Origin of the sequence: Streptomyces sp. NRRL S-920, assembly GCF_000717945.1 — a bacterium.
GTDB lineage: Bacteria > Actinomycetota > Actinomycetes > Streptomycetales > Streptomycetaceae > Streptomyces > Streptomyces alboniger.
Genome location: NZ_JODF01000026.1, coordinates 12,127 through 27,118 on the forward strand (window position 1 = coordinate 12,127; position 14,992 = coordinate 27,118).

Consider the following 14,992-nt stretch of genomic DNA (forward strand, 5'->3'; position numbering starts at 1 on the left):
ACGCCGCATGGGGCGCTTGTCTGGCCTCGGGCGGCCCACCGCCCGCATACCCTGGAGATGTGCCAAAGACGAAAAAGACGAAGGCCGACAAATCGAAGAAGCCCGAGAAGCCCGAGAAGCCGGAAAGGGCGGCGAAGGCGGCGAAGGGCGGCAAGGCCGACAAAGCCGACAAGGTGCTGGGCAGGCCCGAGAAGAACGAGACGGTGGGCAAGTCCGGGAAGACCGCGAGGACCGGGAAGTCCGAGCCGGACGAGAAGGGTCTGGACTTCGCGCGCGCGTGGGTGGAGTTCCCCGACCCCGCGGACGACGAGCAGATCTTCCGCTGTGACCTGACCTGGCTGACCTCCCGCTGGAACTGCATCTTCGGCAGTGGCTGCCAGGGCATCCAGGCGGGCCGCGCCGACGACGGCTGCTGCACGCTGGGCGCGCACTTCTCGGATGACGACGACGAGAAGCGCGTCGCCGGGTACGTGGAGCGCCTGACGCCCGACATCTGGCAGCACCACGACGTGGGCCGGGAGACCGGATGGGTCTCGACGGACGAGGACGGCGACCGCCAGACCCGTCCGTACAACGGCTCGTGCATCTTCCAGAACCGCCCCGGTTTCGCGGGTGGCGCGGGCTGCTCGCTGCACATCCTGGCACTCAGGGAGGGCCGCGAGCCCCTGGAGACGAAGCCGGACGTCTGCTGGCAGCTGCCGGTGCGCCGTACGTACGACTGGATCGACCGGCCCGACGACACGCGGATCCTCCAGGTGTCGATCGGTGAGTACGACCGGCGGGGCTGGGGCCCCGGCGGCCATGACCTGCACTGGTGGTGCACGTCGGCGACGTCGGCGCACGGCGCGGGCGACCCGGTGTACGTCTCCTACCGCCCCGAGCTGATCGAGATGATGGGCAAGGAGGCGTACGACCGTCTGGTCGAGCTGTGCGAGGAGCGCCTCGGCGCCCAACTCCCGCTCCTGGCCCCGCATCCGGCGGATCCGGCGCGATAGAGGGGGCGCGCCGGGAGGCCCCGTCAGGGGCGCGGGGCTGTGACATGTGCGGCTCCGCCGCGTGGGCGCGCCCGGCCACGTCCGGCCGACGGATAACAAGCAACCCAACCCCCGGCGACGATCAGCCGGGATTCGGACCCTCACCGCCCGGCGGCGAGGACGGATCCCCCGGCCCGGGATCCGACGGCGTAGGGGCCGGATCCGTAGGCGTAGGCGTGGGATCGGGATCAGAAGGCCCAGGGTCGGAGGGCCCGGGATCGGACGGACCCGGGTCGGAGGGCCCGGGATCGGACGGGCCGGGATCAGAGGGCCCCGGGTCAGTGGGACGCGGCCCCGGCCCCGGCCGGCCCGGCGGCCGTCCGTCGCCGTACCCCTCGATGGAGATGGCCGCGCCCGATGGCGCGATGGCGACCCGGGCCCGCCAGTGCCCGGCGGGCTCCCGGGCATGGTCGACGTAGACCCGGACCGTGACCGACTCCCCCGGCGCGAGCGTCCCGGCGGAGCGGCTCAGGTAGAGCCAGGAGGCGCCCTCGCTCGCCGACCAGCGGACCGGCGAGCCACCCGTTGCCGTGAGCGTGATGAGTGTCGTGTCGCCACTGGGCCGCGCCGCTACGGTGAGGCGGCCGGGGCCCGTCGCCGAGCCATCGCTGATGACCTCCACGGAGACGTGGGGTGAGCGGCTGCCCGCGGTGAAGCGGGGCTCGGGGCCCTTGCGGGCGTTGCCCGCGTTCTCGTAGTCCCGCGCGTGGTCGCTGCCGAGGCCGTGGGGACCGTCGCCCTCGCTGGCGGTGACCGAACTGCCGTCGTGGCCCTCTCCGGTGAGCGGCGCCCCGCGGTACGCGGCCCAGAGGGCGAGCACCGGGGCGGCCACGACGGTGGCGACGACGGTCGTCGTGACGGCACGCGCGCGCAGGCGGTCGCGGCGGGCGGCGTGGTCCTTGGGGTCCATCGGGAAACCACGCCGGTCGTAGCGGGGGTGGGCACCCCGCGCGCGTGGGACGTGCGCCGCCGTGGCGAGGGCGTCCCGGGGGGCCTCGACGACGGGGAGCCTCGCGGGGCTGACGGCCGTGCCGGGCCAGGCGCCCGCGCCGGCGCGCTCGGCGGTGCGGCGGCAGCGCGGGCAGTCGTCGACGTGCCGGACCAGCTCGCGGCGCAGGGCCGTGCCGAGCAGCACCTGATTGTCGCCGGTGAGGCGGGCGACGATGGGGCAGCTGCCGGTCTCCACGACGGCGAGCGCGGCGCGGGTGCGCTCCACCTCGCAGGCGGCGGAGGCGAGCAGGGCGCGGGCCTTGGCGAGATCCATGCCGAGGACGGCGGCGACCTCGGCCGGGGTGAGCTGGTGGCGCACGGCCAGTTCGAGGGCCTCACGCTGCTCGGGGGTGGTGCCGGCGGCCTCGGGCCAGGCGAGCTGGGCCAGTTCGCGGTGCCGCTGGCGCTCGGTCTCCTCGGGGGCGGTCGGAGCGGCCCGGGCGGCGGGGTCGGTCCCGGCGGCCTGGGCGGTCCCGGCGGCTTGGGCGGCGGGGTCGGTCCCGGGGGCGGGGTCGGTCCCGGCGGCCTGGGCGGCGGGGTCGGTCGGAGTCGCCGGGTCGGTCGGGGCCCCGGTCTTCGAGGCGCGGGTGGCGGCGCTCGCGTCCCTCGCGGCGCCGCCGGCTCTGCCCCTGCCTCTTCCCGCGCCTCTGCGGCCCCCCGCTCCCCTGGCCGCGTGCGCGCCCTGGCGGGTCCGTTTGGCCTCGGCCAAACGGCGCAGGCAGACCCAGCGGGCGAGGGCGTAGAGCCAGGGGCGCAGCTCGCCGTCGGCTTCGGGGCCGCGCGAGCCCCGGCGCTCGGCGAGGTGGAGCACGTCCCCCAGCGCCGCGGTCGCCGCGTCGTGATCGCACAGGACGGACAGGCAGTACGTGAACAGGCCGTCCAGACACGGTTCGTAGCGCGCGGGCGGAGTCGTCCGGGGCGCCGGGCGGGGCACCACACGCTGGCGCGCGTCACGGTGCGCCCGGTGTGCGCCGGTTGCGTTCGCGGGAGTTTCCGGCCTGCTGCTCATCACCCGTGCGAAGTTAGGCGGATGATGCAGGCTCCTTCCGCCCTCTTGCGCACATTTAATCCTTACGGGTGAACAGATCCCTCGAAAGGGGACAGGAACCCATCATTCCGGGGCCTTGACTCGCGCGCGGGGCGGGCGCGGGGCGTACGTCAGGAGCGGACGGGGCCACAGCGCGCGGCGCTGCCGTCGGGCTTGCGGGCCTGCGGGCCGCGATCGCCAGCGGACTCAGGCCGCGACCGTCAGCGGACTCAGGCCGCATCTATCCGCGGGCTCGGACCGCGTTGTCAGTGGGCTCGGTTACCGTTCCGAGCATGGCTGCCCGTACGAAATCCACCAAGGACCGTCCGTCCTACCGCTGCACCGAGTGTGGCTGGCAGACGGCCAAGTGGCTCGGCCGCTGCCCCGAATGCCAGGCCTGGGGCACGGTCGAGGAGTACGGCGCGCCCGCGGTCCGCACCACCGCCCCCGGCCGGGTCACCTCCTCCGCCGTCCCGATCGGCGAGGTCGACGGCCGCCAGGCCACCGCGCGCTCCACCGGCGTGCCCGAGCTGGACCGCGTGCTCGGCGGCGGCCTCGTCCCCGGCGCCGTGGTGCTGCTCGCGGGCGAGCCGGGCGTCGGCAAGTCGACGCTGCTGCTCGACGTCTCGGCGAAGGCGGCGAGCGAGCAGCACCGCACGCTCTATGTGACCGGTGAGGAGTCGGCGAGCCAGGTCAGACTGCGCGCCGACCGCATCGGCGCCATCGACGACCACCTCTACCTGGCGGCGGAGACCGATCTGTCCGCCGTCCTCGGCCACTTGGACGCGGTCAAGCCCTCGCTCCTGGTCCTCGACTCGGTGCAGACGGTCGCCTCGCCCGAGATCGACGGCGCGCCCGGCGGCATGGCGCAGGTCCGCGAGGTCGCGGGCGCCCTGATCCGCGCCTCCAAGGAGCGGGGCATGTCCACGCTCCTGGTCGGTCACGTCACCAAGGACGGCGCGATCGCGGGCCCGCGTCTCCTGGAGCATCTCGTCGACGTGGTCCTCCAGTTCGAGGGCGATCGGCACGCGCGCCTGCGCCTGGTGCGCGGCGTCAAGAACCGGTACGGCACGACGGACGAGGTCGGCTGCTTCGAGCTGCACGACGAGGGCATCACCGGCCTCGCCGACCCCAGCGGCCTCTTCCTCACCCGCCGTGCCGAGCCCGTCCCCGGCACCTGTCTGACCGTCACCCTGGAGGGCCGCCGCCCCCTGGTCGCCGAGGTCCAGGCGCTCACGGTCGACTCCCAGATCCCCAGCCCCCGGCGCACCACCTCCGGCCTGGAGACCTCCCGGGTCTCGATGATGCTGGCCGTCCTGGAGCAGCGCGGCCGGATCACCGCCCTCGGCAAGCGGGACATCTACAGCGCGACGGTCGGCGGCGTGAAGCTCTCCGAGCCCGCCGCGGACCTCGCCGTCGCCCTCGCCCTGGCCAGCGCGGCGAGCGACACCCCGCTGCCGAAGAATCTCGTAGCGATCGGTGAAGTGGGCCTGGCGGGCGAGGTCAGACGGGTCACGGGCGTCCAGCGCAGGCTGGCCGAGGCGCACCGCCTCGGCTTCACCCACGCGCTCGTGCCGTCCGATCCCGGCAGGATCCCCGCCGGTATGAAGGTCATCGAAGTCGCCGACATGGGTGACGCGCTGCGTGTCCTTCCGCGGTCCCGTCGCCGGGAGGCCCCACGGGAGGAGGAAGAGCGCCGGTAGACTTTGCCCTGGTCTCGCCCATCCGTACGAAGACAGACGTACGGCAGAGGCTTGGAACCTGCGACCGAGGGAGTGCAGTGGCAGCCAACGACCGGGCAGCGAATCCCGGCAAGCCCGGCGGAAGCTCCGCTGCCGATGTGCTGATGCGCGCCTCCCTGAGCGCCGTCGCACCCGGCACGGCCCTGCGCGACGGCCTCGAGCGCATCCTGCGCGGCAACACCGGCGGTCTGATCGTCCTCGGCTGGGACAAGACCGTCGAGTCGATGTGCACGGGCGGCTTCATCCTGGACGTCGAGTTCACCGCGACGCGCCTGCGCGAGCTGTGCAAGCTCGACGGCGGCATCGTCCTCGACAAGGACATCACCAAAATCCTGCGCGCCGGTGTGCAGCTGGTGCCGGACCCGAAGATCCCCACCGAGGAGACGGGCACGCGGCACCGCACGGCGGACCGCGTCTCCAAGCAGGTCGGCTTCCCGGTCGTCTCCGTCTCCCAGTCGATGCGCCTGATCGCGCTGTACGTGGACGGGCAGCGCCGGGTCCTCGAGGACTCGGCGGCGATCCTCTCCCGCGCCAACCAGGCCCTCGCGACCCTGGAGCGGTACAAGCTGCGCCTCGACGAGGTCGCCGGCACGCTCTCCGCCCTGGAGATCGAGGACCTGGTGACGGTGCGGGACGTCACGGCGGTCGCCCAGCGTCTGGAGATGGTGCGCCGCATCGCCACGGAGATCGCCGAGTACGTGGTGGAGCTGGGCACGGACGGCCGTCTTCTCGCCCTCCAGCTGGACGAGTTGATCGCGGGCGTCGAGCCCGAGCGCGAGCTGGTCGTCAGGGACTACGTGCCCGAGCCGACCGCCAAGCGCTCCCGCACGGTCGACGAGGCGCTCCAGGAGCTGGACGCCCTCACCCACGCGGAGCTTCTCGAACTGCCCACCGTGGCGCGCGCCTTGGGCTACACCGGCTCCCCGGAGGCCCTGGACTCGGCGGTCTCACCGCGCGGCTTCCGCCTCCTCGCCAAGGTCCCCCGGCTCCCCGGCGCCATCATCGACCGCCTCGTCGAGCACTTCGGCGGCCTCCAGAAGCTGCTCGCCGCCAGCGTGGACGACCTCCAGACGGTGGACGGCGTGGGCGAGGCCCGGGCCCGCAGCGTCCGCGAGGGCCTCTCGCGCCTGGCGGAGTCCTCGATCCTGGAGCGGTACGTCTAGCGGTACGCCCCGCGTTCGCCCAGCAGCACGCCCCGCGTTACGCCCAGCGGTCCGCGGGGGTCAGCCCTTCTCCAGGACGAACGAGGCGCGAGCCGTCCCGAGCCCGGGTGCCTTCGCCTCGACGAGGTACGTACCGGGCGCCGCGGATCCCGCCGAAGGCGTCGCGCACTTCGGCTCGCTCCCCCGCCGGTCCCACTGCACGGTGTGCGTGATCCGCCCGTCGGCCGGCACGCGCAGCAGCAGGCTGCCGCTCCCGGAGGGACAGTCGGCCGAGGACCAGAACTCGTCGTCGCCGTCGGCCTGAGTGATCGTCAGGACCGTTCCCTTGCCGCCCATATCGATCTTGCAGGCCTTGCCGCCGCGGTTCTCGGCGATCAGCTCGAACTTCGGCTTCTCGCCGATCTCGTACTCGTTCCGAACGCTGCGCACCTTCAACTTCACCGCACCGCTGGTGCAGTCGGGCACGCGCGTGCCGGCCGGGAGCCGGTCGCCCGAGCCGCCGCCGCCCTTGGCGTCGCCGCCCGAGCCGTTGGAACCGCCGGAACCGCCGGAACCAGATCCGTCCGAGCCGTCCGATCCGCCCGATCCACCGGAGCCGCCCGAGCCACCCGATCCGCCCGAGCCGGAACCGGAGTCCGAGCCCTCCTCCGACTCGTCCCGCCCGCCCGGGTGTTCACTGATCGCGGGACCGGAATCGCCGGGCCCGGGAGTGATGGACGTGGCGGGGCCGTTGCCGCTCGGGCCGTCGGCGCCGTTGTTCCCGCCTCCGCCACCGGAGGTCGCGATCCATACGGCGAGTAGCACCAGCAGGCCGAACACGGACAGCAGAACGGCCCTCCGACGCCAGTAGATGGTGGAGGGAAGCGGCCCGACCGGATTGCGCAGAGATCCCACGCCCAAACCTTACGAGAGATCCGGCGCGCGTCCCGCCCCACCCGCCGCCCTGAGCAACAAAGTTTGCGGATCATCATTCCGCAGAAGCCGCCGAAGCCCGTAAAGTCCCCAAAGCCCCTGATGCCCTCCCGACCCTGTCCATCGTCAGGGTCCGCACGGGACGATCGCCAGATGTGACGATTCGGACCCACTCCGTACCGTCCGTAATCATGGACACCATGGACGACGATCTCTACCGCGACATCACCGACTTCGCCCACGACACCCCGTCGTGGTTCCAGCACCTCGCCGAGGTGTGGACGGAGCTGGGACTGCTTCTCTTCGGCGTGCTCTTCATCGTCGCCTGGTGGCGTGCCCGGCGCGGTGACCCGCGCGCGCTGGCGATCGCGGTGCTCGCTCCCCTGGCCACCGCGGTGGCGTACGTGTGCAGTGAGTTGCTCAAGTCCGTGATCGACGAGGAGCGCCCCTGCCGGGCGGTGTCCGGCGCGCTGAAGCCGCTCGTCGAGTGCCCGGCCTACGGAGACTGGTCCTTCCCCAGCAACCACTCGACGATCGCGGGCGCCGCCGCCATCGGCCTCGCGCTCGCCTGGCCGCGCATCGCGGCCCTGACGGTTCCGATGGCCGTACTCATGGCCTTCTCGCGGGTCTTCGTCGGCGTGCACTACCCGCACGACGTGGTGGTGGGTCTCGTCTTCGGCGCGGTGATCACGTACGTGGTCGTACGGCTCACCACGCGTCCCGTGGCGCGGATCGGGCAGGCGATGCGGGGGTCCTCGACGGGCGTCGTGAAGTGGTTCGCGGGCCCGGGTCCCGCCCTCGCCCCGTCGCCCGCGACGGATCCGGCGGCGTACGACACCCCGACGATGACGTTCCGCCGCCACGACGGGCAGCACGGGGACGCGCAGTACGGCGACTCTCAGTACGGCGACACGCAGTACGGAGACGCACGTCACCAGGACCCGCGGCACTACGACCCGCGGCCCGGTGGCTCGCACCGCCGCGACTCCCACCGCCGCCGCTGACCGCGCGGGGCTGACCGATCGATCGCGACTGGCCGGGCGGGGCTCAGTCCGGATCCGCGACGAGCCCCGCTTCGTACGCGACGATCGCCGCCCGTACGCGGTTCTTGACCCCGAGCCGGTCGAGGACCGCGCTCACATACGCCTTGACCGTGCCCTCCACGAGATGGAGCCGGGCGGCGATCTCCGGGTTGGACAGGCCCGCGCCGACCAGGCCGAGTACCTGGCGTTCGCGCGGGGTGAGGGCCTCGACGCGGGCGCGGGCCTCGACGCCGCGGCCCATGCGGCGGGCGCCGAAGCCGTCGATGACGTGCCGGGCCACCTTGGGCGAGAGGAAGGCGGCGCCGCCCGCCACCGCCCTGACGCCCGCGATGAGTTCGTGCGGATCTCCGGACTTCAGCAGGAATCCGGTGGCTCCCCCGCCCAGCGCCCTTGCCACGTACGCGTCTTCGGAGAACGTCGTCAGCATGGCGACCGCGGTGCCCGGCACCGTACGAACGATCTCCTCCCCCGCGGCGAGGCCGTCGAGGCGCGGCATACGAACGTCCAGCAGCGCCACATCGGGCCGGTGGGCCTGCGCCAGAGAGACGGCCTCGCGCCCGTCCCCCGCCTCCGCGACGACTTCGATGCCCCCGCCCGCCGCGAGGATGGCGCGGACGCCCGCGCGGATCATGGCCTCGTCGTCGGCCAACAGGACCCGGATGACGTCGTTCACCGCGTTCACCGCACACGCTCCTTGTTCATCGCGTCAGCCGTGGGGATCACGGTCTTGTCCACGAGACGGGCACCGCCCTTGCCGACGTCGAAGCAGATCCTGAAGTAGGGGACGGCGGTGAAGAGTTCACCGCTCGCGCGGTAGTACGCGCAGTCGGCGCCCTCGGGCGGCGGGGTCGGCGCGCGTTCGACCGGTGGGTCGGAGGCGGCCTGGTCCGGCAGGACGCGTTCGGCCTCGGCGCGCGGCTCGCCGACGCGCAGCCGCGCGAAGTCGGCGGGGTCGAGGACGGAGTGGGTCCGGGAGTACGCGTACCAGGCGAAGGTCCCTCCGACGAGCAGCACGCCCGTGGTGACGGCGGCGCCGAAGGCCAGGACGGTGCGGCGGCGCGCGTGCGCGAGGTGGGCGCCGGGGTGCGGGGGCGCGGGGGCGATGCCTTCGGCGGGCAGGCGCGCGGTGACCCGGAAGCCGTCGCCGTGCGGGCCCGCGTCGAAGGTGCCGCCGAGGTCGGTGACGCGGGCGCGCAGGCCGCGCAGGCCGGTACCGCCGTCGGAGGGCGAACCGTGGTGCTCGGGGCGGCCGTTGGTGACGGTGACCGTCGTGGTGGCGTCGCCGCGTGCCACCGTGACGGTGACGGGGGCGCCGGGCGCGTGCTTGGCGGCGTTGGTCAGGGCTTCTTGGACGACGCGGTGGAGGGTGCGTTCGACCGGCCCGCCGTCGGCGAGGCCACTCCCCGCTCCCGTTCCGGCGTACGGGTCATCGGCGTACGGGTCATCGTCGTACCGGTCATCGGCGTACGTGATCTCAAGGCCGGACTCCTTGGCGCGGGCGACGAGTTCGGCGACGCTCTCGCCGGTCGGGGCGAGCGGGGCACTCTCGTCGTCGTCCTCGCGGAGCAGACCGATGATGGCGTGCAGTCGGTCGGTGGCCTGCGAGGCGGCCGCGCGGAGGTCGGCGGCGGCCGCGCGGTGCGGACTCGGCAGGTCGGGGGCGACCTGGAGGGCGCCCGCGCGAACGGCGATCAGGCTCAGTTCGTGGCCCAGGGAGTCGTGCATGTCCTGGGCGATACGGGCCCGTTCGCGCAGCCGCGCCCGGTCGGCGACGATGCGCTGCTCGCGCTCCAGCTGGTCGGCGCGCGCCCAGCCCGCGGCGGCCAGTTCGCGGCCCTGGCGCCAGTAGCGGCCCGCCAGCCAGGGGAAGACCGTGCCGAACACGAGCGTCCCCATGAGGACGAGCCACTCGACCACGGGGTCGACGTCCCGTGCGGCGATCTTCACCGTGCCGGCGACGGCGATGGCCGCGAAGGCGAGCAGGGCGCCGCGGGCCCGGACCGCGCGGCGGCCGAGGAGTACGGCGAAGGCGGCGAGGGCCGGACCGTAGGAGAGGGTGAAGAGGGAGGGGGCGGTGCCGAGGCCGAGGGCGGCCACGAGGAGGAACGCGAGCAGGGGGCGGGTCCGGCGGACGCCGATGGCGCAGGCGAGGGTGGCGAGTGCGGCGAGGTGCTGGGGTGTCGTGCGGGGGGTGTCCAGCCCCAGCCACTCGACCGCCCCGGCGGGCAACGCGAGCCCCGCCCCCAACGCCACCCCCCGCATACGCCTGTCCACGCCCTCGACGCTACGTGCCCTCCGCACCCTCGCGCCCCTGCCGATCGTCAGGTCTCCCTCCCGACGGCGCTGCGCAGAGCACCGCCCAGTGGTGTGTAGCGCGGGGCAAACGGGCTGGTGGGTGGGGGAGAAACCACGCGGAGCGCGGAAAGACGCCACCGGGCCGCAGGCGAGCAACAACACCCCGCCCCCACAACCCCGTAGAACCGCCGAGGCCATGGCAGGATCGACCCTGCCATGACTGCTCCCACGAAGCCCCTGCCGCACAGCCCGGCCGCCGACCCGGGGGACTCCCCCGAGCGCACCGGGGACGCCCTCCACACCCCCGTCATCGCCTGGTTCGACGCACACGCCCGTGATCTTCCGTGGCGGCGCGAGGACGCCGGGCCGTGGGGCGTGATGGTCAGTGAGTTCATGCTCCAGCAGACGCCCGTCAGCCGCGTCCTGCCCGTGTACGAGCAGTGGCTGGCCCGCTGGCCCCGCCCCGCCGACCTCGCCGAGGAGGCGCCCGGCGAGGCCGTCCGCGCCTGGGGGCGGCTCGGGTATCCGCGCCGTGCCCTGCGGCTGCACGGCGCGGCCGTCGCCATAACGGAGCGGCACGGCGGCGACGTACCCAAGCTCCACGCCCAGCTGCTCGCCCTGCCCGGCATCGGGGAGTACACCGCGGCCGCCGTGGCGTCCTTCGCGTACGGGCAGCGGCACGCGGTCCTCGACACGAACGTGCGCCGGGTCTTCGCGCGGGCCGTGACCGGCGTGCAGTACCCGCCGAACGCGACGACCGCCGCCGAGCGCAAGCTCGCCCGCGCCCTGCTCCCCGAGGACGAGCGCACCGCGTCGCGCTGGGCCGCCGCCTCGATGGAGCTGGGCGCCCTGGTGTGCACCGCGAAGAACGAGAACTGCGCCCGGTGCCCGATCGCCGCCCAGTGCGCCTGGCGCGCGGCGGGGAAGCCGGCGCACGAGGGTCCGGCCCGCCGCGGCCAGACGTACGCGGGCACGGACCGCCAGGTGCGGGGCAAGCTGCTCGCCGTGCTCCGTGAGGCCGTGACGCCCGTGCCGCAGGCGACGCTGGACCGGGTGTGGGACGAGCCGGTGCAGCGCGCCCGCGCGCTGGACGGGCTGGTCGCGGACGGGCTCGTCGAGCCCCTGTCGGGCGGTATGTACCGTCTGCCGATGACCTGACCCACAGGCGTTTACGCGCGTCCTACTTCTGTTACACAACCTACGCACAGCCGTGCGCCCGCCGCTGGCTGCTCCGCACAACCCCGTGACACGGCCTCCGTAGCTTCTTACCTGTACCGCACAGGCAGGGGCCGCGGTCGGCAATGGGGATGGAACGGAGGCGGTTTGATATGGCGCACGGCGAGGTGCTCGAGTTCGAAGAGTACGTCCGCACTCGGCAGGATGCCCTGCTGCGCAGTGCCCGGCGCCTGGTTCCGGACCCCGTGGACGCCCAGGACCTGCTCCAGACCGCACTCGTACGCACGTACGGCCGTTGGGACGGCATAGCCGACAAGCGGCTCGCGGACGCCTATCTGCGCCGCGTCATGATCAATACGCGTACGGAGTGGTGGCGGGCGCGCAAGCTCGAAGAGGTGCCTACCGAGCAGCTGCCCGACGCGAGCGTGGAAGACTCCACCGAACAGCACGCGGACCGCGCTCTGCTCATGGACATCATGAAGGTGCTCGCACCCAAGCAGCGCAGCGTCGTCGTGCTGCGACACTGGGAGCAGATGTCCACAGAGGAGACGGCCGCCGCACTCGGCATGTCGGCAGGAACGGTCAAGAGCACGCTGCACCGGGCGCTCGCCCGCCTCCGCCAGGAGCTGGAGAGCCGGGACCGCGAGGAACTGGTCGCACGCGCGCTCGAACGTGAGGAGCGGGAGCGTTGCGCGGCCTAGGCCCTCGGGCCACGAGAAGCATGCGGGCGGCGAGTACGGCGGTGGCCGGACTCGCCGCCGTCGGCCTTTTGCTCTCCGCCTGTTCGACGGGCGGTTCCGGCGCGCGGGTCGAGGGACCGGCCCGCAGCGAGCGCGTGGTGTCCTCCTCGCCCTCCCCGTCGTCCTCGGTCCCCGTGCCGAAGAAGATCGACGCGGTGCGGCTCGTCAAGGAGGACCCGAAGGTCAGCCCGGCCGTGAAGCGGGATCTGAAGCCCTGCGCGGGCAAGACGTACCCGGTCGACGTGTCGTACGGGAACCTGACCGGCGGATCCGCCGCCGATGTCGTGGTGAACGTACTGACCTGCGCGGACGCCGTCGGCATCGGCAGCTATGTGTATCGCGCCCAGGGCGGCAGGTACGAGAATGTCTTCACGGCCGAGGAACCGGCTTCCGTCTACACCGAGATCGACCGGGGCGAACTGGTCGTGACCAAACAGCTGTACGAGGAGGGCGACTCTGTGGACTACCCCTCCGGCGAGGAAGTGATCTCGTACCGCTGGTCGTCGAACCGCTTCACCGAGACGGGCCGCACGCGCAACGACTTCAGCAACGCGGTGGGCGGCGAGGAGCCCGCGCCTGCGGCCGGTTGACGGCCGGGCCTCCAGGACACACGAGTACTGAGCACAGCAACAAGCACTGCGGAACAACGCAACGAGCACTGCGGAACAAAGCACCGCGCACGACGTACGACGCACCGAGAAGGACTGAGAGCATCCGATGGCAGAGCAGACCCATGTCCTGTTCGTCGAGGACGACGACGTCATCCGTGAGGCCACCCAGCTCGCCCTGGAGCGCGACGGCTTCGCGGTGACGGCCATGCCCGACGGTCTGGCGGGCCTGGAGGCGTTCCGCGCGAACCAGCCGGACATCGCGCTGCTCGACGTGATGGTGCCGGGCCTGGACGGTGTCTCGCTGTGCCGCCGCATCCGTGACGAGTCGACCGTCCCGGTGATCATGCTGTCGGCGCGCGCCGACTCCATCGACGTGGTGCTGGGTCTGGAGGCGGGCGCCGACGACTACGTGACCAAGCCGTTCGACGGGGCCGTCCTGGTCGCCCGCATCCGCGCGGTCCTGCGCCGCTTCGGACATGCGAGCGGCCCCGCCTCGGCCTCGAACAGCGCGGACGAGCGCGCGTCGGCGGACGGCGGCGTGCTGCACTTCGGCGATCTGGAGATCGACACGGAGGGCATGGAGGTCCGCAGGGGCGGCGCCCCCGTCGCGCTGACGCCGACCGAGATGCGCCTGCTCCTGGAGTTCTCGTCCGCGCCCGGCACGGTCCTGTCCCGCGACAAGCTCCTCGAGCGGGTCTGGGACTACGGCTGGGGCGGCGACACCCGCGTCGTCGACGTCCATGTGCAGCGGCTGCGTACGAAGGTGGGTCAGGACCGCATCGAGACGGTCCGCGGCTTCGGATACAAGCTCAAGGCGTGAGCGGGCGCGTGACGAACGGTGTACGGCGCCGCCTCAGGGGCCGCGAACGCGAGGGACGTATATGAACGGGGGCAGGAACGGCGGCCCCGGCGTGGTCGGCCGTGCCCGCCGGGTGCTGCGGTCCGGCCTGCGCACGGGTGTGCGCTGGAAGATCAGCGCGGCGATCGCGCTGGTCGGCGCGCTGGTCGCGGTGGTGCTGAGCCTGGTCGTGCACAACGCCGCGCGGGTCTCGATGCTCGACAACGCGCGCGATGTGCAGGACGAGCGCATCCAGTTCGCCCTGCGGCTCTACTCCGCCTCCCAGCGGCAGACCCTCCAGTTCGGTACGAAGGTCGACGACCCGGCGCTCCCGGAGGAGCTGCGGGAGACGGTCCTCAAGGGCCGCCGCGCGACCTATGTGGAGGACAAGCCCGACGGGGTGCCGGACATCTGGGCGGCCGTGCCGCTCGCCGACGGGCACGTCCTTTCGCTGCACTCCCGTTTCACCGACCGCAGCGCCACCGTGATGAAGGATCTCGACCAGGCCCTGGTCATCGGCTCGATCGCGGTCGTCTTCGGCGGCTGCGCGCTCGGTGTGCTGATCGGCGGGCAGCTGTCGCGGCGGCTGCGCAAGGCGGCGACGGCGGCGAGCGAGGTCGCCCAGGGGCATACGGACGTCAGTGTCCGCGCCGCCATCGGCGGTGTCGTGAAGGACGAGACCGACGATCTGGCGAGCGCCGTGGATGCCATGGCCGACGCGCTCAAGCAGCGGCTCGAGGCCGAGCGGCGGGTCACCGCGGACATCGCGCACGAGCTGCGCACCCCGGTGACCGGGCTGCTCACGGCCGCCGAGCTGCTGCCACCCGGCCGACCGAGCGAGCTGGTCAAGGATCGCGCGCAGGCCATGCGCACGCTCGTCGAGGACGTCCTCGAAGTGGCCCGTCTCGACTCCGCGGCGGAGCGGGCCGAGTTGCAGGACATCACGCTCGGCGAGTTCGTGACCCGGCGGATGGCGACCCTGACCGCGGACGTGACGGTGACGGTGGTGCACGAGTCGGAGGTCACCACCGACCCGCGCCGCCTGGAGCGCATCCTCGGCAACCTCGTCGCCAACGCGGCCAAGCACGGCAAGCCGCCGATCGAGGTCAGCGTCGAGGGCCGCGTGGTGCGGGTGCGCGACCACGGGCCCGGCTTCCCCGAGGCGCTCCTGGACGAGGGGCCGAGCCGCTTCCGCACCGGCAGCACGGACCGGGCGGGGCACGGCCACGGCCTGGGCCTGACGATCGCCGCGGGCCAGGCGCGGGTGCTCGGCGCGCGGCTCACCTTCCGCAACGTACGCCCGGCGGGGGTGGCGCCCGGTGAGCCCTCCGAGGGGGCGGTCGCCGTGCTGTGGCTGCCGGAACACGCGCCCACGAACACGGGGAGCTTCCCGATCCTTCAGCTGCCGGACAACCTCTGAC

At 73.0% G+C, this 14,992-nt stretch carries 12 protein-coding genes and 1 pseudogene; 9 read left to right on the top strand and 4 right to left on the bottom strand.

The window, feature by feature from the left end:
- The first annotated feature begins 59 nt into the window (after positions 1–59).
- Positions 60–995, top strand: a complete 936-nt coding sequence (locus IG54_RS0119595) for a hypothetical protein (RefSeq protein ID WP_030785614.1) — start codon at positions 60–62, stop codon at positions 993–995.
- A gap of 121 nt (positions 996–1,116) precedes the next feature.
- Here the strand turns inward: IG54_RS0119595 and IG54_RS0119600 are convergent, their stop codons facing one another.
- Entirely contained in the window at positions 1,117–3,033 is a 1,917-nt protein-coding gene (locus tag IG54_RS0119600; RefSeq protein WP_037897463.1) for a BACON domain-containing protein, read from the bottom strand.
- A gap of 311 nt (positions 3,034–3,344) precedes the next feature.
- Between IG54_RS0119600 and radA the strand changes: the two genes are divergently transcribed.
- The gene (gene radA, locus IG54_RS0119605; RefSeq protein ID WP_030785619.1) at positions 3,345–4,754 is read left to right on the top strand and encodes a DNA repair protein RadA; all 1,410 of its coding nucleotides are present in this window, start codon (positions 3,345–3,347) and stop codon (positions 4,752–4,754) included.
- Positions 4,755–4,831: 77 nt separating this feature from the next.
- A complete protein-coding gene (disA, locus tag IG54_RS0119610; protein ID WP_030785622.1) occupies positions 4,832–5,956 on the top strand; it encodes a DNA integrity scanning diadenylate cyclase DisA in 1,125 nt (374 codons plus the stop codon).
- Between the two features lie 60 nt (positions 5,957–6,016).
- On the opposite strand, the gene IG54_RS0119615 is transcribed toward disA, so the two are convergent.
- A complete protein-coding gene (locus tag IG54_RS0119615; RefSeq protein ID WP_030785626.1) occupies positions 6,017–6,850 on the bottom strand; it encodes a hypothetical protein in 834 nt (277 codons plus the stop codon).
- Positions 6,851–7,059: 209 nt separating this feature from the next.
- Here IG54_RS0119615 and IG54_RS0119620 point away from each other — a divergent pair.
- Positions 7,060–7,665: pseudogene (locus IG54_RS0119620) on the top strand (phosphatase PAP2 family protein); the annotation flags it as partial.
- Between the two features lie 250 nt (positions 7,666–7,915).
- On the opposite strand, the gene IG54_RS0119625 reads toward IG54_RS0119620, so the two are convergent.
- Together IG54_RS0119625 and IG54_RS0119630 are read right to left on the bottom strand one after the other, a co-directional pair.
- Positions 7,916–8,542 (bottom strand): response regulator transcription factor, encoded by a 627-nt coding sequence (locus IG54_RS0119625; RefSeq protein WP_030785631.1) that lies wholly within the window; start codon positions 8,540–8,542, stop codon positions 7,916–7,918.
- A 47-nt stretch (positions 8,543–8,589) separates the two neighbouring features.
- Entirely contained in the window at positions 8,590–10,185 is a 1,596-nt protein-coding gene (locus IG54_RS0119630) for a sensor histidine kinase (RefSeq protein WP_234336253.1), read from the bottom strand.
- Positions 10,186–10,422: 237 nt separating this feature from the next.
- Between IG54_RS0119630 and IG54_RS0119635 the strand changes: the two genes are divergently transcribed.
- From IG54_RS0119635 to cseC, 5 genes are all read left to right on the top strand, one after another.
- Positions 10,423–11,364, top strand: coding sequence for an A/G-specific adenine glycosylase (locus tag IG54_RS0119635; RefSeq protein WP_030785635.1), 942 nt, complete (start codon positions 10,423–10,425; stop codon positions 11,362–11,364).
- A gap of 170 nt (positions 11,365–11,534) precedes the next feature.
- Positions 11,535–12,083, top strand: a complete 549-nt coding sequence (locus IG54_RS0119640) for a SigE family RNA polymerase sigma factor (RefSeq protein WP_030785636.1) — start codon at positions 11,535–11,537, stop codon at positions 12,081–12,083.
- A gap of 20 nt (positions 12,084–12,103) precedes the next feature.
- Entirely contained in the window at positions 12,104–12,712 is a 609-nt protein-coding gene (locus IG54_RS0119645) for a hypothetical protein (RefSeq protein ID WP_037897465.1), read from the top strand.
- Between the two features lie 127 nt (positions 12,713–12,839).
- The gene (gene cseB / locus IG54_RS0119650; protein ID WP_030785642.1) at positions 12,840–13,553 is read left to right on the top strand and encodes a two-component system response regulator CseB; all 714 of its coding nucleotides are present in this window, start codon (positions 12,840–12,842) and stop codon (positions 13,551–13,553) included.
- Positions 13,554–13,614: 61 nt separating this feature from the next.
- Positions 13,615–14,991 (top strand): two-component system sensor histidine kinase CseC, encoded by a 1,377-nt coding sequence (cseC, locus tag IG54_RS0119655; RefSeq protein WP_051819692.1) that lies wholly within the window; start codon positions 13,615–13,617, stop codon positions 14,989–14,991.
- The last annotated feature ends 1 nt before the right edge of the window (position 14,992 follow it).